19 protein-coding genes are annotated in these 20860 nt (G+C 70.4%); 13 read left to right on the plus strand and 6 right to left on the minus strand.

Annotated elements, in window-relative coordinates:
• Window positions 1–45: 45 nt before the first annotated feature.
• A complete protein-coding gene (locus ACFWPS_RS43615) occupies window positions 46–2016 on the minus strand; it encodes a sigma-70 family RNA polymerase sigma factor (RefSeq protein ID WP_383716875.1) in 1971 nt (656 codons plus the stop codon).
• Window positions 2017–2189: 173 nt separating this feature from the next.
• Here ACFWPS_RS43615 and ACFWPS_RS43620 point away from each other — a divergent pair, with 173 nt between their 5' ends.
• Complete coding sequence (locus tag ACFWPS_RS43620; RefSeq protein ID WP_383716878.1) at window positions 2190–3224, plus strand: thaumatin family protein; 1035 nt, start codon at window positions 2190–2192, stop codon at window positions 3222–3224.
• Window positions 3225–3416: 192 nt separating this feature from the next.
• Window positions 3417–4253: an alpha/beta fold hydrolase gene (locus ACFWPS_RS43625; RefSeq protein WP_383716881.1), complete on the plus strand. Its 837-nt coding sequence runs from the start codon at window positions 3417–3419 to the stop codon at window positions 4251–4253.
• 22 nt (window positions 4254–4275) lie between these two features.
• Here ACFWPS_RS43625 and ACFWPS_RS43630 read toward each other — a convergent pair whose 3' ends face one another.
• Window positions 4276–4740 carry a hypothetical protein gene (locus ACFWPS_RS43630; RefSeq protein WP_383716884.1) on the minus strand — a complete coding sequence of 155 codons (465 nt, stop codon included), beginning with the start codon at window positions 4738–4740 and terminating at the stop codon, window positions 4276–4278.
• 128 nt (window positions 4741–4868) lie between these two features.
• On the opposite strand from ACFWPS_RS43630, the gene ACFWPS_RS43635 reads away from it, so the two are divergent.
• The 5 genes from ACFWPS_RS43635 (at window position 4869) to ACFWPS_RS43655 (ending at window position 8555) form a co-directional block, all read left to right on the plus strand.
• Entirely contained in the window at window positions 4869–5201 is a 333-nt protein-coding gene (locus ACFWPS_RS43635; RefSeq protein ID WP_189266375.1) for a YnfA family protein, read from the plus strand.
• A 168-nt stretch (window positions 5202–5369) separates the two neighbouring features.
• Window positions 5370–6128 (plus strand): SDR family NAD(P)-dependent oxidoreductase, encoded by a 759-nt coding sequence (locus ACFWPS_RS43640; protein ID WP_383716886.1) that lies wholly within the window; start codon window positions 5370–5372, stop codon window positions 6126–6128.
• A complete protein-coding gene (locus tag ACFWPS_RS43645) occupies window positions 6128–6310 on the plus strand; it encodes a hypothetical protein (protein ID WP_383716950.1) in 183 nt (60 codons plus the stop codon). The genes ACFWPS_RS43640 and ACFWPS_RS43645 overlap by 1 nt, the downstream gene beginning before the upstream one ends.
• Before the next feature lie 11 nt (window positions 6311–6321).
• A complete protein-coding gene (locus ACFWPS_RS43650; protein WP_383716888.1) occupies window positions 6322–7587 on the plus strand; it encodes a tyrosine-protein phosphatase in 1266 nt (421 codons plus the stop codon).
• 173 nt (window positions 7588–7760) lie between these two features.
• A complete protein-coding gene (locus ACFWPS_RS43655) occupies window positions 7761–8555 on the plus strand; it encodes a hypothetical protein (RefSeq protein WP_383716890.1) in 795 nt (264 codons plus the stop codon).
• Window positions 8556–8602: 47 nt separating this feature from the next.
• On the opposite strand, the gene ACFWPS_RS43660 is transcribed toward ACFWPS_RS43655, so the two are convergent.
• On the minus strand, window positions 8603–9796 hold the full coding sequence (locus tag ACFWPS_RS43660; protein WP_383716892.1) for an RtcB family protein: 1194 nt from the start codon (window positions 9794–9796) through the stop codon (window positions 8603–8605).
• Between the two features lie 227 nt (window positions 9797–10023).
• On the opposite strand from ACFWPS_RS43660, the gene ACFWPS_RS43665 reads away from it, so the two are divergent.
• The 3 genes from ACFWPS_RS43665 (at window position 10024) to ACFWPS_RS43675 (ending at window position 13326) form a co-directional block, all read left to right on the plus strand.
• The gene (locus tag ACFWPS_RS43665; protein ID WP_383716895.1) at window positions 10024–10872 is read left to right on the plus strand and encodes a DUF3558 domain-containing protein; all 849 of its coding nucleotides are present in this window, start codon (window positions 10024–10026) and stop codon (window positions 10870–10872) included.
• A gap of 117 nt (window positions 10873–10989) precedes the next feature.
• Window positions 10990–11889: a DUF3558 family protein gene (locus ACFWPS_RS43670; protein WP_383716898.1), complete on the plus strand. Its 900-nt coding sequence runs from the start codon at window positions 10990–10992 to the stop codon at window positions 11887–11889.
• Between the two features lie 99 nt (window positions 11890–11988).
• Entirely contained in the window at window positions 11989–13326 is a 1338-nt protein-coding gene (locus tag ACFWPS_RS43675; RefSeq protein WP_383716901.1) for a DUF2637 domain-containing protein, read from the plus strand.
• 73 nt (window positions 13327–13399) lie between these two features.
• Here ACFWPS_RS43675 and lysS read toward each other — a convergent pair whose 3' ends face one another.
• Complete coding sequence (lysS, locus tag ACFWPS_RS43680; protein WP_383716903.1) at window positions 13400–15130, minus strand: lysine--tRNA ligase; 1731 nt, start codon at window positions 15128–15130, stop codon at window positions 13400–13402.
• A 346-nt stretch (window positions 15131–15476) separates the two neighbouring features.
• Between lysS and argS the strand changes: the two genes are divergently transcribed.
• Window positions 15477–17234 (plus strand): arginine--tRNA ligase, encoded by a 1758-nt coding sequence (gene argS, locus ACFWPS_RS43685; RefSeq protein ID WP_383716905.1) that lies wholly within the window; start codon window positions 15477–15479, stop codon window positions 17232–17234.
• 46 nt (window positions 17235–17280) lie between these two features.
• The gene (locus tag ACFWPS_RS43690; protein WP_383716907.1) at window positions 17281–18054 is read left to right on the plus strand and encodes a DUF4253 domain-containing protein; all 774 of its coding nucleotides are present in this window, start codon (window positions 17281–17283) and stop codon (window positions 18052–18054) included.
• Window positions 18055–18195: 141 nt separating this feature from the next.
• On the opposite strand, the gene ACFWPS_RS43695 is transcribed toward ACFWPS_RS43690, so the two are convergent.
• Complete coding sequence (locus ACFWPS_RS43695) at window positions 18196–19389, minus strand: PLP-dependent aminotransferase family protein (protein WP_383716910.1); 1194 nt, start codon at window positions 19387–19389, stop codon at window positions 18196–18198.
• A 336-nt stretch (window positions 19390–19725) separates the two neighbouring features.
• On the opposite strand from ACFWPS_RS43695, the gene ACFWPS_RS43700 reads away from it, so the two are divergent.
• A complete protein-coding gene (locus ACFWPS_RS43700) occupies window positions 19726–19923 on the plus strand; it encodes a hypothetical protein (protein ID WP_383716912.1) in 198 nt (65 codons plus the stop codon).
• Here the strand turns inward: ACFWPS_RS43700 and ACFWPS_RS43705 are convergent.
• Window positions 19896–20798 carry an SAM-dependent methyltransferase gene (locus tag ACFWPS_RS43705; RefSeq protein ID WP_383716915.1) on the minus strand — a complete coding sequence of 301 codons (903 nt, stop codon included), beginning with the start codon at window positions 20796–20798 and terminating at the stop codon, window positions 19896–19898. The two genes, ACFWPS_RS43700 and ACFWPS_RS43705, sit on opposite strands and share 28 nt — an antisense overlap.
• Window positions 20799–20860 lie beyond the last annotated feature (62 nt).

The raw sequence follows: 20860 nt of genomic DNA on the forward strand, positions 1-20860 counted from the left end.
CGACCGCACCGGCCCCCTCCGTCGAGCGCGCCGCTCAGCTCCCGCTCAGCGCGCCGCCTGGAAGGCCCGGCCCGCCGCCGTGGCCGCCGTACCGCTCGTGAAGAGCCCGCTGCTCGGCTTCGCCGGGTCCGCGCCCAGCCCGAACCACGCGTACCGCTGCACGTACGGCAGCGCGTCGAGCGCCTTCGTGGACGCCGTGACGAAGTCCGCCTGCTGCTGCGCCGAGGGGAAACGGGTCCCCTGCGAGAAGTCGATCAGCGCGTACTCGGTCAGCCAGATCGGCTTGTGGTACCGCGCGTACACCGCCGACAGATACGAGGTCAGCTGCTGTACGGCCTGCGGGGTGCGGAAGTCACCGCCGTACCAGTGCAGCGTGATGAAGTCGACCCGGTACCCCTTCGCCTTCGCCCCGGACATGAACCGGTCCAGCCAGCCGCCGGCCGTGTCCCCGCCGTACGCCACCGCCGGGCTGCCCAGCACCTTGCCCGCCGCCATCAGCCTGGGCCACAGCCCCAGCGCCTGGTCGACGGTCATGTTCGACTGCTGCGCCATGTCGGGTTCGTTGAAGCCCAGGAGGTACGGCCCCTCCGCACGCGCCTGCGCCAGCGACGCGTCGGTGACGGACGCGGCCCCCCAGATCATCGGCACGAAGGAGGCCGAGGACGGGGTCGTCACCCCCTGGTGCTGGGTGTTCCAGGTGTAGTACCAGCTCGCCCCGCTAGCGGCGAGCGCCTGGCTCACACCGTTGAACGACCACACGCCGACGCCCTTCTTGGCACCGGAGGCCACCTGCACCGGAGCCGCGGTGTGCTTCGAGGGGGTCGCCTTGACCGACGGTTTCGGGGACGCACTGCGGGAGGGGGACGGCGACGGGGACGCGGAGTGCGTCGGACTCGGACTCGGGGACGTCACGGCGACCGGCGTCGGCGGCGCATGCGTCTCCGCGGCCGGGACCGACGGGCCCGCCGTCATCCGGGCCGCGACCAGCGCGACCGCCGCGACGACCGCGACCGCCGCCGAACCGCCCACGACGGCCTGCTTGCCCACGAGACGGCTGCCCACCCGCCTGCCCGCACGCCCGTGCCGCCGCCGCAGCGCCCGGCCCCCGCCGCCCCCGCCGCCCCCGCTACCCGGATCGGCGGACACGGTGCCATGGGCCCCGCTGACATGCGGCGCGGTGACATGCGGCGCGGTGACATGGTGCGCGGTGACATGGGCCAGCACCCGCGCCGGATCGAGGCCGGCCGGTACCGCCACCAGCGGCAGGCCGCTCAGCAACCGGTCCATCGGCAGCAGCCCCCGCTCCAGGCCCGCGCACACCCCACAGCCACGTATGTGACGGCCGAACCGCTTGCGCCACAGCGGACTCGGCGTGCCGTCCCACGGCTCGGCGATCTCGTCCAGCTCCGCACAGCGCGGCTCGGCCCCCAGCCCCCGCACCACACACCGCGAGACCTCCATCTGCTTCTTCATCCGCTGCACCCGCACCGCGGCATGCCGGTCGGACAGCCCCAGCGCACCGGCGAGGTCCGCGCGCTCCAGGTCGCCGGTCTCCTCCAGCCACCACAGGGACAGCAGCTCCTGGTCGTCCGCGTCGAGCCAGCGCGTCGCCTCGGCAACCTCCCGGCGCTGCTCGGTCAGGCCCAGCCGCAGAATGGTCAGACCGGCGAAGTCGAGCGCCGGATCGGTGATCGCCTCCGCGTCGTCAAGACGCGCCCTGCGGTCCCGGTCCGTGGCCCGCGACTGCTCCCGGTTGCGCACCTGCCGGATCGTGATGGCGACGAGCCACGACCGGAACGCGGACGGATCCCGCAGCTTCTCCAGCCCGCGCACCATGCGCAACAGCGTCTCCTGTACGACGTCGTCGACATCGGCATGACCGTTCAGGGCCCGGCCGACGATGTTGTAGACCAGCGGCAGACACGCGGTCACGAGGTGCTCCAGGGCCGCGCTGTCACCCGCGCGAGCGGCCGTCACCACACCGGGGTCGGGTCCGCTCCGATGGTTCTCGGTCATGTGGGTCTGTTCCTCCGCGCAGGGTCCGGCTGTCGGAACGGAGACCCCGCACAGGACGCGGGGACAACAGAAAAACCGGCGAGTCGGCTTCGCAATTTATGTTGTACGGCCCCCGTCGAGGAGGTCACCGAAAGGCAGGCACACATCTGGCACAGCCCGAGGAAGGCACAAGGATGGCACGAGGACGCAGGAGACACGGCGCGAGACCACCGCGACGCCGCTGGTGGTACGCCGGCGCGGCCGCCCTCGCGACGACCGCCACCGTACTCATCACCTACGGGATGTGGACCCCGGCCGGAACCCAGGCCGCGCACCAGGACCGCCGGACGACGGCCGCGGCCCTCCCGTCCGGAGCGTCCGGCACCCCGCTCTCCCCGTCACCGAGCCCCAGCACCTCCCCCTCCGTCTCCACCTCCGCCTCCGCCTCGACGAGCGCCAAGGCCTCGGCGTCGCCGAAGACCACGCACAAGCCGACGACCGCCGCATCGCACCAGGCCGCCAAGACCACGCGACCGACCACCGCCCCCGCCGGCAAACGCCTGATCACCGTCGTCAACAAGACCCAGAAGACGGTGTGGGCGGTCGTCACCAACACCTCCGTCTACCCGGACGGCCGCAGACTCGCCCCCGGCCAGAGCCTCTCGGTGACCGTCGCGAACAACTGGGGCGGCCGCATCTGGGGCCGTACCGGATGCACCGGCACGGCCGCCGGCCCCTGCGCCTCCGGCGACTGCACCAGCGTCTGCAGCGGCGGCAACCCGCCCACCACCCTCGGCGAGTTCACCTTCGACGCCTACGCGGGCATGGACTTCTACGACGTGAGCATGGTCGACGGCTCCAACCTCCCCATGTACATCAACGTCTCCCACACCACGACCACCGACCCGGTCGGCTCCACGGGCTGCTACAAGGGCACCTGCACCACGGAGGTCGACTGCCCCAAGGCCATGCAGGCCCTCTCCGGCGGCCAGGAGATCGGCTGCAAACCACCGTGCGCGGCATTCGGCGGCGACACCTACTGCTGCCGCGGCGCCTGGGCGGGCCGCGACAACTGCGTCCCCTCCAAGTGGCCCGTCGACTACACCCAGGTCTTCAAGCGCGCCGAGCCCTACGCCTACTCCTACGCCTTCGACGACGGGGCGACCATGCCCTGCAAGGGGGCCTGCTACTACCGGGTGACCTTCGGCACGACAGCCGGCTCCAGCTGATCACCACGGGCGGCAGCGGAGCACGGGCCCCCGGGGCGGTTCACCCGGACGGCCCGTGCGCGGGGACACACCGGCAGGCGTCCCGGACGCTGGAATCCCGGGCGTCGACCGACGCTCCCGCACCGAAGGACCGGCATGCACATATCCCGCGTCTCCCGTGAGCCCCATCCGTCCCGCCGCACCGTGAAAGCCGTGAAAGCCGTGAAAGCCGCCCGCTGGGGTGCGGCACTGCTGGCACTGTCGGGGACGACCTCCGTCCTGGCCCCCGTGACGGCACAGGCCGGAGGTCCGAGCGGCGACCCGGGCCGGGCGAAGCCCACCATCGTGCTCGTGCACGGCGCCTTCGCCGACGCGTCGAGCTGGAACGGCGTCGTGCAACGCCTCCGGCAGAACGGCTACACGGTGGCCGCACCGGCCAACCCGCTCCGCGGTGTCGCCCAGGACTCGGCCTACCTCGCGAGCTTCCTGAAGTCCGTCACGGGACCGATCGTCCTGGTCGGCCACTCCTACGGCGGAGAGGTGATCTCCCAGGCCGCCGCCGGAAACGACAACGTCAAGGCCCTCGTCTACATCAACGCGATCATGCCCGACGTGGGAGAGTCGCAGGCCGTCCTCGCCGCGAAGTTCGCCCCCGCCCCGCTCACCCAGGCGCTGAAGCAGGTGCCCTTCCGCAACGCCGACGGCACCACCGGCACCGACGTGTACATACAGCCGGACCGACTGCGCCAGGTCTTCGCCGCGGACCTGCCCACGAGCCAGACCGACATCATGGGAGTCACCCAGCGCCCGATCGCGATGTCGGCGTTCGCCGACAAGCTCACCGGCGCCGCATGGCGGAACAGACCCGTGTACGCCCTCGTCGGCAAGGAGGACCGGGCGATCAACCCCAGCCTGGAGCGGTTCGAGGCGAAGCGCGCGAACGCCCGGAAGACAGTGGAGATCGACTCCTCGCACGTGTCCCTCGTCTCCCACCCGCAGGCGGTCAAGGACCTGATCGTCAACGCGGCCGAGGACTACATGTGGAAGTGAGCGCCGGTCCTCCGACGCCCGGTCAGAACACGTACGGATCCCCGGTCGCCAGCACCAGCACCCGCTGCCTGTCGTTCGTCCGGTCCTGGTCCACCGCACCCCCGCCCCACGCCACTTCCACCTCCAGCCTCACCTCCGCCGGCTGATCCCGCAGCCGTACCGGAACCACCAGCTCGCCGCCGGGCACCTCGACCGCCAGCGGCCCGGTGTCGCACACCACCTCCCGGTCACCGGTACGCGCACACCCGCCCGGCAGCTGCTGGGTGTCCGCCAGCGCCGCCGACGAGGCCAGCCGCACGCTGGCAGCCGTCAGGCCGTCCGGCCCGTGGTTGAGCGGGATCACCCGGACCTCCACCAGGTCCCCGCTCAGCACGGCGGACCCGTGCACCTCCAGATCGGCGTTCCCGGCCCAGGCGGTGCCGCCGCCCCCCACGACCAAAGCGCCCACCGCCACCGCACCGACCACCGCGAGCCCACCACGACGCATCACCACACCACCCGTCCCGTCCGTCTCCGGTATTCACACTCCGGCATGCGTACGGATGTATGCCACCCGAACCCCGCCGCAGGCGCCCCCCATCAGGTGACACGCACCGGGCGTGGCACGCTGCACGCATGCTGATCCTCCGCTCCGCCGCCCTGTTCGTCGTCGCGGCGTTCTTCGAGATCGGCGGCGCCTGGCTGGTCTGGCAGGGCGTACGCGAGCACCGCGGCTGGCTCTGGGTCGCCGGCGGCATCCTCTCCCTCGGCGCCTACGGCTTCGTCGCCACCTTCCAGCCCGACGCCCACTTCGGCCGCATCCTGGCGGCATACGGCGGCATCTTCGTCGCCGGCTCGATCCTGTGGGGCGTGGTGGCCGACGGCTACCGCCCGGACCGCTGGGACCTCACGGGAGCGGCGATCTGCCTCGCGGGCATGGCCGTGATCATGTGGGCGCCTAGAAACTAACCTGAGGTTCGCGCCCCCAAAGGGGCGCGGGGCTGTATCGATATGCGGCTCCGCCGCGTGGGCGCGAGGAACCCCCACCGGGCCCGCAGCCGCCCGATTCCGCACCGACCACGGCGCCTAGACTCTCCAAAGCAACCCGCACATATGAACCCCGCTGAGGAGCAACCCATGGCCCCCTCCCGCATCGCGGTCATCACCGGCGCGAGCAGCGGAATCGGCGCCGCCACGGCCCGGCAGCTCGCCGAAGCCGGCTACCGCGTCGTCCTCACCGCCCGCAGGGCGGACCGCATCGAGGCGCTGGCCAAGGAGATCACCGAGGCGGGCCACCAGGCCACGGCCTACCAGCTGGACGTGACGGACCGCGAGGCGGTCGACGAGTTCGCGACGGCCTTCCAGACGGTCGCCGTCCTCGTGAACAACGCCGGCGGAGCCCTCGGCGCCGACCCGGTGGCCACCGGCGACCCGGCCGACTGGCGCACGATGTACGAGACGAACGTCATCGGCACCCTGAACCTCACCCAGGCCCTGCTCCCCAAGCTGGAGGCGAGCGGCGACGGCACGGTGGTCGTCGTCTCCTCCACCGCCGGCCACGGCACCTACGAGGGCGGCGCCGGCTATGTCGCCGCCAAGCACGGCGCCCACGTCCTCGCCGAGACCCTCCGCCTGGAGATCGTCGGCAAGCCGGTCCGGGTCATCGAGATCGCCCCCGGCATGGTCAAGACGGACGAGTTCGCACTGACCCGCTTCGGCGGCGACGAGGAGCGGGCCGCGAAGGTCTACCAGGGCGTCGCCGAGCCCCTGACCGCCGACGACGTCGCCGACACCATCACCTGGACGGTGACCCGCCCCAGCCACGTCAACATCGACCTCCTGGTCGTCCGCCCCCGCGCCCAGGCCTCCAACACCAAGGTCCACCGGGACCTGTGATGCCGGACACCGCGATGCCGGACGAGGACCCCGCGTCCGCCCTGGAAAGGCAACTGGAAGAACGCCGCCTGAAACAGGAGACGAAGAACGAACGCCAGGTCTGGTACTTCCTGGCCTACTTCCTCTTCGGCATCCACATCATCGCCTTCGTGATGATCTACGCGGTACGGCACGCGAAGTAGGCTCGCGGCCCGTGGACAGACACATATCCTTCGACGGGCTGCACAACTTCCGTGACCTGGGCGGCTACCCGACCGCCGACGGCCGCCGAACCCGCCCCTGCCTGCTCTACCGCGCGGACTCGCTGGGCAAGCTGCACGAAGGTACGCGGGACTGGGACCGCTTCCTGTCCCTGGGCATCCGCACGGTCATCGACCTCCGCCACCCCTGGGAGGCCGAAGGCCGGGGCCGTATCCCGTCCGCCCCCTCCTTCGCGTACCACAACCTCAGCATCGAGCACCGCCCCTACGACCAGGCGACCCTGGCACCCGACATCGACCCCGGCCCGTACCTGGCGGAGCGCTACCTGGAGGTGGCGGAAGACGGGGTGAAGGAGATCCGCAGGGCACTGGAGCTGGTGACCCGGTCGGCGCAGTCATCCACCCCCCTGGTCTTCCACTGCGCGTCCGGCAAGGACCGCACGGGCCAACTGGCGGCGCTGATCCTGACCTTGGCCGGGGTGCCCGAACCGACGGTCGTCGAGGACTTCACCCTCACGGAACTGGCGACGCCCGCCCTGCTGGCCGGCTGGAAGGCGCGGAACGAGGGCCGCGAGCCGACCTGGCTGGGCTTCGGCCGCGCCCCGGCATCGGCGATGCGCCTGTTCCTGTCCGCGCTGAAGGCCCGCTACGGCTCGACCGAGGAGTACGTGACGCGAGCACTCGGCCTGGACGCGGACGCGCTGCGCGACTCCCTCCGCACGGCCCTCCTCGAACCCCGCCCCACCAGCCGGCCGCAGCTGTCCTACCGCAAGGCCACCCCGGCCGACGCCCGCACCCTGGTCCGCCTCCGCGACTCCGCGGCCCTCTGGCAACTGGCCCGCGGAATCGACCAGTGGAAGCCGGGCGAGAAGGACGAGACACACTTCCACACCCGCATGCGGGAAGGCGAGGTCTGGCTGGCCCATGCGGGCCCCCACCTGGCCGGCGCCTGGGAACTCTGGTGGGACGACCCGGCGGCCTGGGGCCCCCGCCCCGCCGACGCGGGCTACCTCCACCGCCTGATGACGACCCCGCACACGGCCCCGCCGGGCACGGGCCGCCACATGCTCGAGCAGGCAGAATCCCGCATCGCGGCAACGGGCCGCCCCTACGCCCGCCTCGACTGCCTCACCTCCAACCCCAGCCTCCGCGCGTACTACGAGTCGGCGGGCTACCGGACCGTGGGCGAACAGAAGGCAAAGGACGGCGGCTCGGGCAGCCCGTACGCGGTGACACTGATGGAGAAACGGCTCCGGTAACTCACAGGAGTGAACATCGTCGATCACCCGAACGCCCTCTGAACACCCGACCTAGGCTCGCACCACACCATCAACTCGACGGCCCTCGGCAGGGATGCAGCCCAGCCGAGGGCCTGACCAGCATGGAAGTGGGCTTCCCTGTGGCTGAATGCGAGCCTAGCGCCAAGCAGTTCATGGACCTCACGGTCCCGGAGTACGCGTACATGTTCGGCTTCTTGCAGGCGGACGGGCATCTGGCAAAGGGCGTGGGCCAGAAGGGCCGCCTGACTGTCGAGATCAGCGCACGAGATACAGATCTCCTGCGCACATTCCAGAAGCTGACCCCGTACTACAGCAGCATCACCGAACGCACCCGTTCGACCAACTTCGCCGAGACCCACACCGCCGTCGCCTGGAGCCTGTTTTCTCTGGAAGCCAGGACCAGGATCAACGAACTCGGTCTTCCGTACGGCCGCAAGTCCAAGACGATCGCTCCACCGACCGTCGAGTTCTCCCGCCGCGACTATCTGCGAGGCCTGATCGACGCAGACGAGTCAGTCGGCTTCACCAGCAAGGGTTTTCCCTTCGTCTCGCTCACCACCGCCAGCAGCGCCATCGCGGCCTATCTGCGCGAGTACAGCAAGGACGTGACGGGAGCCGAGCGCAGCCTCAAGCGCAACGCGCGCGACGGCATCTACAACGTCCCCTACACAAACGAAAGTGCGCAGGAGTTGGCAGCCGACCTCTATCACCCGGGCTGCCTCTCACTGGACCGGAAACGAACGGCCGCGAATTCACTCGGAACCTGGGTGCGCCCGGCAGGCACGGATCGCAGGCCGCCACGCATCGAGTGGACTCGTGAAATGGACCGGATCCTACTCAATGCACCAACCATCGCCCACGCGGCAGCGGAACTTGGCCACTCCAAAAGTCCTTGCCAGAACCGCCGCTGGAAGCTGTTGCATGGCGTAGTGCCGCTGCCGGACTGAGCGGCACATGATGGGCGCGGCGCGCAATCGTCGCGCCCATCACCGTCCTAGCCCTTCACACACACGAACTGCTTCAGCTTCGCCACGACTTCAACAAGGTCACGCTGCTGCTCCATCACCTGGTCGATGTTCTTGTAGGCGCCGGGAATCTCATCCAGCACCCCGGAGTCCTTACGGCACTCCACACCGTGCGTCTGCTCTTCCAGGTCCCTGGTCGTGAAGCGGCGCTTTGCCGCGTTACGACTCATGCGCCGACCGGCACCATGCGACGCCGAGTTGAAGGCCTTCTCGTTCCCGAGCCCCTTCACGATGTACGAGCTGGTGCCCATCGAACCCGGAATGATCCCGAACTCACCAGAGCCGGCCCGGATCGCCCCCTTGCGGGTGACGAGCAGGTCCATGCCCTCGTAGCGTTCCTCAGCGATGTAGTTGTGGTGGCAGGAGATCTCCGGCTCGAAAGTCGGCTTGGCCTTCTTGAACTCCTTGCGGACCACGTCCTTCAGGAGCGCCATCATGAGCATGCGGTTGTACTTGGCGTACTCCTGAGCCCAGTAGAGATCGTTCCTGTACGCCGCCATCTGCGGAGTGTCCGAGACGAACACCGCCAGGTCCCGGTCAACCAGTCCCTGGTTGTGCGGAAGCTTCTGCGCGACACCGATGTGATACTCGGCCAGCTCCTTCCCGATGTTGCGGGAACCGGAGTGCAGCATGAGCCAGACCGAGTTTGACTGATCAAGACACAATTCGATCATGTGATTTCCTGATCCGAGCGTGCCCATCTGCTTCACGGCCCGTTCCTCCCGGAACTTCACCGCCTCCGCAACCCCGTCGAACCGCCCCCAGAACCCCTCCCACCCAGCCGTGGCCAGCCCGTGGAAGTCGCCCGGCTCCACCGGGTCCGTATGCATCCCCCGCCCCACCGGAATCGCCTGCTCGATCTTCGACCGCAGCCGCGACAGGTCCCCCGGCAGGTCGTTCGCCGTCAGGGACGTCTTCACCGCCGACATGCCGCAGCCGATGTCCACCCCGACCGCCGCCGGGCACACCGCGCCCCGCATCGCGATGACCGACCCGACCGTCGCACCCTTCCCGTAGTGGACGTCCGGCATCACCGCCAGGCCCTCGATCCACGGCAGGGTCGCGACGTTGCGCAGCTGCTGGAGTGCGACGTCCTCGACGGTCGCCGGGTCGGTCCACATCCGGATGGGCACCTTCGCGCCCGGTATCTCCACGTACGACATGTCTTCCTCATTCCCCCGTGGACAACAAATCAAAAAGGACAAACAGCTTTAATCAAACAAAACGCAAATGCGGCGCCAGAGGCCCAGAAAACAGGCAGCGGACCGGCGTTCACGGCAGTGCGTGCGATACACATTGTCTCCAGGGGGCGCCCCGCTGCGGCAAGCGATTAACCAGCGGGGACACTGGAGCAGGACCGAGCGGACCAGTGAACGGAAGGAGCCTGACCGTGCAGCGGAAGGCGTACGTAACCGGCATCGCCGCCCTTCTCGCGGCCCTGCTGGCCGGCTGCACGAGCGGTTCCAGCGGTGGCGACGACATCAGCGACAAGAACGCGGACACCAGCACCTCCACCGTCGCCGCCCAGCCCGGCAAGTACCGCACCCTCCCGGAGGCCTGCGGCGCGGTCAGCCACGACACCCTCGACTCCCTGCTCCCCGGCATCGCCCAGATCACCGACGAGGAACAGCGCGCGAAGGCGTACGAGGGCGAGGCCACGCTCACCTACGACACCGACCGCAAGGTCGGCTGCCACTGGAAGATCGAGTCCACCGACGCCACGGACCGGCTGTCCGTCGACTTCGAGCGCGTGGTGTCGTACGACAACGCGGTCAGCGACGACAGCGAGGCGCAGACGATCTACACGCAGCTGGAGACGGCGGCCGACATCCCCCAGTCCGTGTCTCCGAGCCCCGCCGAGTCGGAATCGCCGTCCGAGTCGGCATCGGGCTCCCCGTCCGCGTCCGCGCCCGCGTCCGCCTCCCCCGCCGGTTCCGGCGACCCGTCCTCCTCTGATTCCGGCTCCGCCTCCGCCTCGGCTTCCACCACCCCGTCGGGTCTCCAGCCCCGCACTCTCTCCGACCTCGGCGACGAGGCGTATCTCGACGACCAGCTCAGCGGCTCCGGTTCGACGGCCGAACAGCGGACGGTGACTGTGGTGTTCCGCACGTCCAACGTCGTCGTGACCATCGTGTACGAGGAGCAGCCGATGGCCACCGGGACCGTCCCGGACAGCAAGGAAATGCAGGACAGGGCGCAGAATCTGGCCGCCCAACTGGCCGAGGCCCTCAACGGCTGAGGCCCTCGGCACACCTTCTGCACCCCGCTCGCAAAGGACGCGAACCGAAACCGCACAGCTCCCTCACCGCGTACCGTGGCCCCTCGGACCCGATCCGACCGCAGGAACCCCGAACGTATGAGTGAAGGAACCATGCAGCGAGTAACAGTCCAGTCAGACGACCAGCGCGCCCGGAACGATCGGAACGCACGGCGACGGGCAGGGCGCCTGCGCCGCGTCCTCGTCTGCGCGGCCGCCGTCCCCGCCGTGGCGCTGTTCGCGGCGGCCTGTTCCTCGGGCTCGGACAGTGCCGCGCAGGGTACGGGTGGCGGCTCGGATCCCGTCACCGCTGCGGGCGGCTCGGTGGCCGCTTCGCCCACGGTCCAGGCGGCGAAGTACCAGAAGTTGCCGGAGCCGTGCGCGGTGCTGTCGAAGAAGACGCTCACCGCACTGGTGCCGAAGGGCGCGAAGTCGGGCAAGGAGGGCACGTCGGACGACGTGGCCACGCGGGGCAGCTGTTCCTGGAGCAGCCTGGACAACAACGGTGTGAAGGGCTCCCAGTTCCGCTGGCTGAACATCTCCTTCCTCCGCTTCGACTCGGACTCCAGCCGTGGTTCGGGCGAGAAGCAGGCCGAGGCGTACTTCGCGAGCCAGGTGCAGGGTGCCCAGTCCGTGAGCGGCGCGAAGAACACCAAGTCGGAGCCGGTGGCCGGGACCGGCGACCAGGCGACGGTGGTGCGCTACGACCTGAAGAAGAAGGAAGGCGCCTTCAAGCAGCAGACGGTCGTGGCACGCGTCGCGAACGTCGTCGTCACCCTCGACTACAACGGTGCGGGTCTGGCGGGTGAGAAGACGCCGGACGCGAACGCTCTGGCGAAGGCGGCGGAGCAGGCGGCCAAGGAGGCGGTGGCGTCGGTCACGACGGCCAACGGCTCGGGTACGGCGCCGAGTTCACCTGCGGCGACACCCTCGAAGTCGGCGTCCGGGTCGCCCTCGGCGAGTGCCTCTGCGTCGAAGTCGTCGACCAAGAAGAGCTGACCGGCCGTACGGGCGCCGCACTGATGTGCCACCCTGTTGCGCGCAACAACACGCAAGGGGAGGGGAGTACGGGTGGCCGCGCCAATACAGCTGACTCGGATGCACCGCGTTCTCATCGGTGTGGTCGTGACCGGCGCGATGATCATCGCCGGCATCGGCTTCGCCGGCTCGTACGCGGCCGTCCGTGAGCTGGCCATCAAGAAGGGCTTCGGGAACTTCTCCTATGTGTTCCCGATCGGCATCGACGCGGGCATCTGCGTCCTGCTGGCCCTCGACCTGTTGCTGACCTGGATCCGCATCCCCTTCCCGCTGCTGCGGCAGACGGCCTGGCTGCTGACCGTCGCGACGATCGCCTTCAACGGCGCGGCGGCCTGGCCGGACCCGCTGGGTGTGGGCATGCACGCGGTGATCCCGATCCTGTTCGTGGTGTCGGTGGAGGCGGCCCGGCACGCGATCGGGCGGATCGCGGACATCACGGCGGACAAGCACATGGAGGGCGTCCGCCTCACCCGCTGGCTCCTGTCCCCGGTCCCGACCTTCCTCCTCTGGCGCCGGATGAAGCTCTGGGAGCTCCGCTCCTACGACCAGGTCATCAAGCTGGAGCAGGAACGTCTCGTCTACCAGGCGAGGCTGCGTTCCCGCTTCGGGCGGGCCTGGCGCAGGAAGGCTCCCGTGGAGTCCCTGATGCCGCTGCGGCTGGCCCGGTACGGCGTCCCGCTGGCGGAGACGGCCCCGGAGGGCCTGGCGGCGGCGGGTATCGAGATCCCGGTCCTGCTGCCGGCGGCGCCCGATGCCGTGGCCGTGGGCGGTCGTGCCGCCGAGGCGGCGCCGGCCGGCGAGCAGCGCGCCGAGCTGGTACCCGGCCCCCGTACCGGGCAGCCGGAGTTCCCGCAGCAGCAGGTGCCGGCGCCCGATCCGGAGCTGAACCCCTGGCTGCATGCCAGGGACCCCCAGCAGACCGAGTACCAGGGCGGCTACGACCCGACGTACGACCCCCGGTACGCCGCCTGGCTGGCAGAGCAGCAGTACCAGCAGGAGCAACAGCAGTACCAGCTGTACCAGCAGCAGTTCCCGCAGGAGCAGTTCGCGCAGGACCGGTTCCCCCAGGACCAGTTCCCGCAGGACCAGCAGCCTCTGCCCGAGGAATCCCCGTCGGAGACCACCGGCAGCTTCCCCATCCCCTCCGGCCCGGGCCGCACCCGTGAGCTGGGCGAGGGCGGCGGCCCCCCGGAGCCCCCGGCGCCGTCGGAGGAGGACTACTACCTGGTCTTCCGTGAGTCGATAAAGAGCGGCAACGGAGCGCCCACCCCGCGCGGGTTCATCGCCGACGTGGAGGCGACCTACGGCGTGGCCCTCGACGAGGCCGAGTCCAAGCGCATGGTGACCCGCTTCTCGAACCGTCTCAACGCGGAGCTGGCGGACGAGCACATCGCCTGACAGGCGCAGAGAACCTGGCAGGCACGGAGAAGGGGCCCTCTGGATCTTCAGAGGGCCCCTTCTCCGTGCTTGCCTACTCGCCGAGCAGCAGCCGTACCCGCTCCTGGCCCACGGCGAGGAGCAGGGTGGGCAGCCGGGGCCCGGTGTCCCGGCCCACCAGCAGGTGGTAGAGGAGCGCGAAGAACGCCCGCTGGGCGGTCTTGATCTCGGCCGGCAGCTCCTTGGGCGTCGCGTCGGCGGAGAACCCGGCCTGGACCTTGGGCACGCCGTAGACGAGGTGGGTGAGTCCGTCCAGCGACCAGTGCTCGGCGAGCCCGTCGAGCAGCAGTCGTACGGACTGCTGGGACGCCTCGTCGAGGGACTTCAGCAGCTCGGCGTCGGGCTCGTCGCGGACGATGGTCCGCTGGTCGGCCGGCACCTGCGTGTTGATCCAGGCCTCGGCCTTGTCGTACCGCGGCCGTGCCTCGTCCACCGACCCGAGCGGGTTCGAGGGGTCCAGCTCGCTGAGGATGCGCAGCGCCTGGTCCTCGTGTCCGGCGGTGATGTCGGCGACGGAGGCGAGTGTCCGGTACGGCAGCGGGCGCGGCGTCCGCTGCAGCTCGCCGCCGGCCGTACCGACGGCACGCGAGTGCGCGGCGATGTCACCGGGCAGCGCGGAACCCTCGGCCACCTTCCCGTCGAGCTTGTCCCACTCGTCGTAGAGCCGCTGGATCTCCTGGTCGAAGGCGATCTTGAACGACTGGTTGGGCCGGCGCCGGGCGTACAGCCAGCGCAGGATCTGCGGCTCCATGATCTTCAGGGCGTCGGCCGGGGTGGGAACCCCGCCCCGCGAGGACGACATCTTCGCCATCCCGCTGATGCCCACGAAGGCGTACATGGGCCCGATGGGCTGCTTCCCGCCGAAGATCCCGACGATCTGCCCGCCCACCTGGAACGACGAGCCGGGCGACGAGTGGTCGACACCGCTCGGCTCGAAGACGACACCCTCGTAGGCCCACCGCATGGGCCAGTCGACCTTCCAGACCAGCTTGCCCCGGTTGAACTCGCTCAGCCGGACGGTCTCGGAGAACCCGCACTCGGTGCAGGTGTACGTCAGCTCGGTGGTGTCGTCGTCGTACGCCGTGACGGTGGTCAGGTCCTTTCCGCAGCCGCCGCAGTACGGCTTGTACGGGAAGTACCCGGCGGAGCCGGAGGACCCGTCGTCCTCGCTCGCCGCGCCCGAGCCCTCCTCGGCCTCCAGCTCGGCCTCGTCGACGGCCTTCTGCTGCTTCTTCGCGGGGGCCTTCTTGGTCCGGTACTGGTCGAGGATCGCGTCGATGTCCCCGCGGTGCTTCATGGCGTGCAGGACCTGCTCGCGGTACACGCCGGAGGTGTACTGCGCGGTCTGGCTGATCCCGTCGAACTCCACGCCCAGCTCGGCCAGCGACTCGACCATCGCGGCCTTGAAGTGCTCGGCCCAGTTCGGGTACGAGGACCCCTCCGGGGCGGGCACCGAGGTGAGCGGCTTGCCGATGTGCTCTGCCCAGGACTCGTCGACGCCGGCGATGCCCGCGGGCACCTTGCGGTAGCGGTCGTAGTCGTCCCACGAGATCAGGTGCCGGACCTGGTACCCGCGCCGCCGGACCTCGTCGGCGACGAGGTGCGGGGTCATGACCTCGCGGAGGTTGCCGAGGTGGATCGGCCCGGAGGGGGACAGCCCGGACGCGACGACAACGGGTTCACCCGGGGCCCGACGCTCCGACTCCTCGATGACCTCATCCGCGAAACGGGAGACCCAGTCGGTGGTCTCGGTGCTCTGAGCCACGTCGGCACGTCCTTCTTTCTGGCAACGGGCAGCCGGTACGGTCGCACGGCTGACCGCTCCATTCTCCCTGCCGAGCTCGAATCCACGAAAACGGGTTATGGACGCGCCCCTGATGGGCGGCGCAGCCCCCGTTCTGGGGGCGCAGCCCCCGTTCTGGGGGCGCAGCCCCCGTTCTGGGGGCGCAGCCCCCGTTCTGGGGGCGCGGGGAACTGCGCGACCAGCCCCCACGGCGCCGCACCCGGCAACGCACCGAACCCCCCGAGCTCTCACCCGCAAAAACCCCTTTACCCCCCGTGAAATACTGGACCCGTCCATCAGACCCCACGAGGAGAACGGCTCCCACCCCATGGCCTCGGTCACGTCGCTCACCGATCTCGTCAATCAGCGCCTCGCGAGCGCCCTCTCGGCTGCCCTGCCGGAGGCCTCCGTCGACCCGCTGCTGCGACGCAGCGACCGGGCCGACTACCAGGCGAACGGCATCCTCGCCGCCGCCAAGAAGGCCAAGGCCAACCCCCGGGAGCTGGCCACGCAGGTCGTCTCGAACATCACCACCGGCGCGGACCTGATCCAGGACGTCGAGGTCTCCGGCCCCGGCTTCCTCAACATCACCCTCTCCGACCAGGCGATCACCGAGAACCTGGCCTCGCGGTACACGGACGGCGACCGGCTCGGCGTGGCCGCCAAGGCGAACCCTGGCATCACGGTCATCGACTACGCCCAGCCGAACGTCGCCAAGGAGATGCACGTCGGCCACCTGCGGTCCGCGGTGATCGGCGACGCCCTGCGCGGCATGCTCGACTTCACCGGCGAGCGGACGATCGGCCGGCACCACATCGGCGACTGGGGCACCCAGTTCGGCATGCTCATCCAGTACCTGATCGAGAACCCGGACCAACTGTCCGCGGAGACCGACACGGACGGCGAGCAGGCCATGTCGAACCTGAACCGGGTCTACAAGGCGTCAAGGGCGGTCTTCGACGCCGACGAGGCGTTCAAGGAGCGGGCGCGGAAGAGGGTCGTGGACCTCCAGTCCGGCGACAAGGAGACCCTCGACCTGTGGCAGCGGTTCGTGGACGAGTCGAAGGTCTACTTCTACTCGGTCTTCGAGAAGCTCGACATGGAGATCCGGGACGACGAGATCGTCGGTGAGTCGGCGTACAACGACGGCATGCCGGAGACCGCCCGCATCCTGGAGGAGACGGGCGTCGCGGTCCGCTCCGAGGGCGCGCTCGTGGTCTTCTTCGACGACATCCGGGGCAAGGACGACCAGCCGGTCCCGCTGATCGTGCAGAAGGCGGACGGCGGCTTCGGCTACGCGGCCTCCGACCTGACCGCGATCCGCAACCGGGTCACCGACCTGCACGCCACCTCGCTGCTCTACGTCGTGGACGTGCGGCAGTCGCTGCACTTCAAGATGGTCTTCGAGACGGCGCGGCGGGCGGGCTGGCTCACCGACGACGTCACCGCGCACAACATGGGCTACGGCACGGTGCTGGGCGCGGACGGCAAGCCGTTCAAGACGCGTGCGGGCGAGACGGTACGGCTGGAGGACCTGCTGGACGAGGCGGTGCAGCGGGCCGCCGAGGTCGTCCGGGACAAGGCGCAGGACCTCACCGAGGACGAGATCCAGGAGCGGGCCACGCAGGTCGGCATCGGTGCCGTGAAGTACGCGGACCTGTCGACGTCGCCGAACCGGGACTACAAGTTCGACCTGGACCAGATGGTCTCGCTGAACGGCGACACGTCCGTCTACCTCCAGTACGCGTACGCCCGTATCCAGTCGATCCTCCGCAAGGCGGGAGAGGTTCGGCCCGCCGCCCACCCGGAGCTGGAACTGCATGCGGCGGAGCGGGCGTTGGGCCTGCACCTGGACGCCTTCGGCGACACGGTCTTCGAGGCGGCGGCGGAGTACGCCCCGCACAAGCTGGCCGCGTACCTGTACCAACTGGCGTCGCTGTACACGTCGTTCTACGACAAGTGCCCGGTCCTGAAGGCCGCCACCGCGGAGCAGGTGGAGAACCGCCTCTTCCTGTGCGACCTGACGGCCCGCACCCTCCACCAGGGCATGGCCCTGCTGGGGATCAGGACGCCCGAGCGTCTCTGACCGGTCGCCGACGGCGTTGTCAGTGGCGCCCCTTACAGTCACTGGCATGGCGACTCTTCCCAACCCGCTGCCCAAGCTGGCGACCGACCCCAGTGGTCGGTCGCTGGGGCTCCAACTCCCGCCCGGGACACTGCTCGACGACACGCTCGACGGCTCGTGGCACGAGCCGTTGCTGTGGTATGCCGGGCAGCCCGCCGGGCCCGGGACCTGGACCGCGCTGGGCGTGCCGGCCGCCCGTGCGGGGCTGCTGCCGGTACTCATCGACGTGTCCGAGGTCGACGACTGGGACTTCGCCCCGGGGGAGACGTCGTACCCGGGGGACCACGACGCCGACGAGGTGCTGGAGGACTACTGGGAGGAGGACCCGCCGGACGGCGAGGAGTTCCCGGGGCTGGCCGCCGCGCCGGCCCTGGTCGCCGATCCGGACACGCGGGCCGCTGACGTCGCCGACGCGCTCAGCCAGGGGCGGCCCTGGCTGAAGGAGCCGCATCTGGCGCTGGTGTCCGCCCGGCGCAGCGCGGACATACCGGCGGCCATCGGCTGGAGCGGCCCGGTGAACTACGAGGAGGACACGGGCCGGCTGTGCGCGGTGCTGCGCTCCTGGGAGGACCGGTTCGGCATCCGCGTGGTGGCCCTCGGCTTCGACCACCTCGCGCTCTCCGTCGCCGCCCCGCCCGCCGACCTCGACGAGGCGGAGGCGGTCGCCGCCGAGCACTTCGCGTTCTGCCCGTACACCGTGCTGCCCGGCGCCGACGACACCCTGCCGTCGTACGCCGAGCAGCTGGTCGGCGAGCGGCTGTGGCACTTCTGGTGGGACTGAGCTGACCAGCCGGGCAAGTTCGGCAGCGCCCCGAAGGGGCGCGGGGCTGTGTCAAATTTGCGGCTCCGCCGCGTGGGCGCGACCAGCCACGACGGCGCCGCATTCGGCAGACGGCCTGTCCCGGCACTTCCGGCGGAGCGCTCAGCTGCCCAGGCCCTTGGCCAGCCTGCGCAGGCCCTCCCCGATCTCCTCCGGTGTCTGCGTCACGAAGCACAGGCGCAGGGTGGAGCGGTCGGGGTCGGCGGCGTAGAAGGGCTCGCCGGGGACGTAGGCCACGTTCTGTTCCACCACCTGGCGGAGCAGGGCGGTGGTGTCGTACGACTCCGGGAGCCGGGCCCACAGGAACATGCCGCCTGCGGGCCGGTTCCAGGTGGAGCCGGCCGGGAGGGCGGCGGGCAGCCCCGCGAGCATGGCGTCGCGGCGTTCGCCGTAGACGGCGCGCACCTTGGCGACATGGGCGTCCAGCACGTCCAGGTAGCGGGCGGCGGCGAGCTGGTTGAGGGTCGGGGTGTGCAGGTCGGCCGCCTGCTTGGCCACCGCGCAGGCGCGGCGCAGTCCGGCCGGGGCGCGGAGCCAGCCGAGCCGCAGGCCGGGCGCCATGACCTTGGAGAAGGAGCCGAGCAGGACCACCCGGTCCTCGGCGCCGGGGAGGGACGCGATCCAGGGGACGTGGTCGCCGTCGTAGCGCAGTTCGCCGTAGGGGTCGTCCTCGACTATCCACAGGCCGTGCCGGGCGGCGGCCGTGGCGAGGGCGGCGCGGCGGGCGGCGGGCATGGTGCGGCCGGTGGGGTTCTGGAAGGTGGGGACGAGGTAGAGGAGTTTGGGCCGCTCGGCGCGGATCAGCTCCTCCAGGGCGGCCGGGTCCACGCCGTCCTCGTCGCCGGGCACAGGCAGCACGCGCGCCCCGGCCAGCCCGAAGACCTGTAGTGCCGCCAGGTAGCAGGGGCTTTCGACGAGGATGGTGTCCCCTGGGTCGATCAGAGCGCTCGCGAGGAGGGAGAGGGCCTGCTGGGAGCCGGTGGTGACGAGGAGGTCGTCGGCGCCGGTGGGCAGGGACCGCGCGGAGACGCGCGCCGCCAGTCGCTGCCGCAGGGCCGGTTCGCCCTCGGTCGTCGAGTACTGCAGCGCCCGCTCCGGTGCCTCTTCGAGGACCGCGTGGAAGGCGGCGGCGATGCCGTCCCGGTCGAACAGTTCGGGGGCCGGCAGCCCGCCCGCGAAGTTGATCACCTCGGGGCGGGCGGTCACCGCGAGGATCTCCCGCACGGGTGACCCGCCGACGGTGCGGGCGCGGGCCGCGAGCGGGGGAAGCGGGGCGGGGGCAGGGGTGAGGGTCATGGACGGCTCCTTGGGCTGATCCTCGTCTTGGCGGGAGCGTAGAGAGGTACGTGCCGCTTACACCCGTAATTCCGCGATCCGGACGGACGGGGTGCGGGTGGGACTGGGCCGTCCCGTACCGCCGTCCCGTACCGCCGTCCCATGGGATGGGATAGGCGCAGGTCACAAAGGTGGACCGGGACCGGGCGTCCCGAATCCCCGGCCAGCTCTGGCGGTCCGGGCGGGCCGGCCCACAGGCTGAGGGAACGTCAACCCCGCCGCCACGTCTCACCTTTGCTGCCAGTGCCGGCGCCACCGCCGGCGGCACCGCGCCGAGATCGTCAAGGGAGCCCTCGTATGTCCGCCACGCACCGCACCCCGGCCCGCGTCCGCCGTCGCCGTCTCCTCGCGGCGGCCGCCCTCGCGCTGGTCGCCGCGACCGCACTCGGCGGGTGCCGGGACGGAGAGGGCGTACGCGACGAGGGCCCCTCCGCCGCCGCCCGCCTGCGGCCCGCGGCCGACCCGGCTCAGGCCTTGGTGCCGACGCCCGCGTAGACGTTGATGTCGGCGTCGGTGACGTCGTTGATGTCGGCGTACCGGGACCGGTCGATGGCGTCGAGGGTGGCCAGCAGCGCGGGGTCCGGCTGCTCGGGGACGGGGGCCGCGTGGTCGGGGTGCCAGTGGTGGACCGGGACCACGCCCGGGTCGGCGAGGGCGAGGGAGTTCTCCGTGAAGAAGCGCTCGACCTCGGGCTTGGACCGCAGGACGAAGGTCAGGCCCCGCTCGGTGTACGACCGCTGGACCCCGCGGATCTTCTCGGCGTTGAGGTCCTCCGTGAGGTGGCTGACGACCAGCCGGCTGCCCGGGGGCAGCGCCTCGACGAGTTCGCGCACGGCCGGGTGGGCGACCTCGTCCTCGATGAAGTGCAGGATGGCCACCAGGCACAGGGCGATCGGCTGGTCGAAGTCCAGGGTCTTCGCGGCCTGTTCGAGTATCTCCGCGGGGTTCACGAAGTCGGCGTCGATGTAGTCGGTCCGGCCCTCGGGCCCGCTGGTGAGCAGGGCGCGCGCGTGGGCGAGGACGATCGGGTCGTTGTCGACGTACACGACCCGGGCGCCGGGGTTGATCCGCTGGGCGATCTGGTGGACGTTCTCCGCGGTGGGCAGCCCGGTGCCGATGTCGAGGAACTGGCCGATGCCGTCCTCCTGGGTCAGCCGGGTCACGGCCCGGCGCAGGAAGTCGCGGTTGTGCCGTACGTCGAGGTAGCCGCGCGGGTTGGTGGCGAGGGCGGCGGCCGCGGCGGTGCGGTCGGCGGGGTAGTTGTCCTTGCCGCCGAGGAAGACGTCGTAGACCCGCGCCGGGTGCGGCTTGGTGTTGTCGAACCTCTTTCTCAGCTCGGCGGGATCCTGGCTGAGGGCGTCACCGGACATGGGCGTCTCCCGGATGGTCGGCGAAGGGCGAGGACAGTCAAGGACGGTCAACAACCTAACGC

Source organism: Streptomyces sp. NPDC058457, assembly GCF_042720695.1.
Classification (GTDB): domain Bacteria; phylum Actinomycetota; class Actinomycetes; order Streptomycetales; family Streptomycetaceae; genus Streptomyces.

Coding starts and splice junctions, on each gene's coding strand:
- ACFWPS_RS43615 (WP_383716875.1), bottom strand. CDS start 2,016: ATGACCGAGAACCATCGGAGCGGACCCGACCCCGGTGTGGTGACGGCC.
- ACFWPS_RS43620 (WP_383716878.1), top strand. CDS start 2,190: ATGGCACGAGGACGCAGGAGACACGGCGCGAGACCACCGCGACGCCGC.
- ACFWPS_RS43630 (WP_383716884.1), bottom strand. CDS start 4,740: ATGCGTCGTGGTGGGCTCGCGGTGGTCGGTGCGGTGGCGGTGGGCGCT.
- ACFWPS_RS43635 (WP_189266375.1), top strand. CDS start 4,869: ATGCTGATCCTCCGCTCCGCCGCCCTGTTCGTCGTCGCGGCGTTCTTC.
- ACFWPS_RS43640 (WP_383716886.1), top strand. CDS start 5,370: ATGGCCCCCTCCCGCATCGCGGTCATCACCGGCGCGAGCAGCGGAATC.
- ACFWPS_RS43645 (WP_383716950.1), top strand. CDS start 6,128: ATGCCGGACACCGCGATGCCGGACGAGGACCCCGCGTCCGCCCTGGAA.
- ACFWPS_RS43655 (WP_383716890.1), top strand. CDS start 7,761: ATGGACCTCACGGTCCCGGAGTACGCGTACATGTTCGGCTTCTTGCAG.
- ACFWPS_RS43660 (WP_383716892.1), bottom strand. CDS start 9,796: ATGTCGTACGTGGAGATACCGGGCGCGAAGGTGCCCATCCGGATGTGG.
- ACFWPS_RS43670 (WP_383716898.1), top strand. CDS start 10,990: ATGAGTGAAGGAACCATGCAGCGAGTAACAGTCCAGTCAGACGACCAG.
- ACFWPS_RS43675 (WP_383716901.1), top strand. CDS start 11,989: ATGCACCGCGTTCTCATCGGTGTGGTCGTGACCGGCGCGATGATCATC.
- argS (WP_383716905.1), top strand. CDS start 15,477: ATGGCCTCGGTCACGTCGCTCACCGATCTCGTCAATCAGCGCCTCGCG.
- ACFWPS_RS43690 (WP_383716907.1), top strand. CDS start 17,281: ATGGCGACTCTTCCCAACCCGCTGCCCAAGCTGGCGACCGACCCCAGT.
- ACFWPS_RS43695 (WP_383716910.1), bottom strand. CDS start 19,389: ATGACCCTCACCCCTGCCCCCGCCCCGCTTCCCCCGCTCGCGGCCCGC.
- ACFWPS_RS43700 (WP_383716912.1), top strand. CDS start 19,726: ATGTCCGCCACGCACCGCACCCCGGCCCGCGTCCGCCGTCGCCGTCTC.
- ACFWPS_RS43705 (WP_383716915.1), bottom strand. CDS start 20,798: ATGTCCGGTGACGCCCTCAGCCAGGATCCCGCCGAGCTGAGAAAGAGG.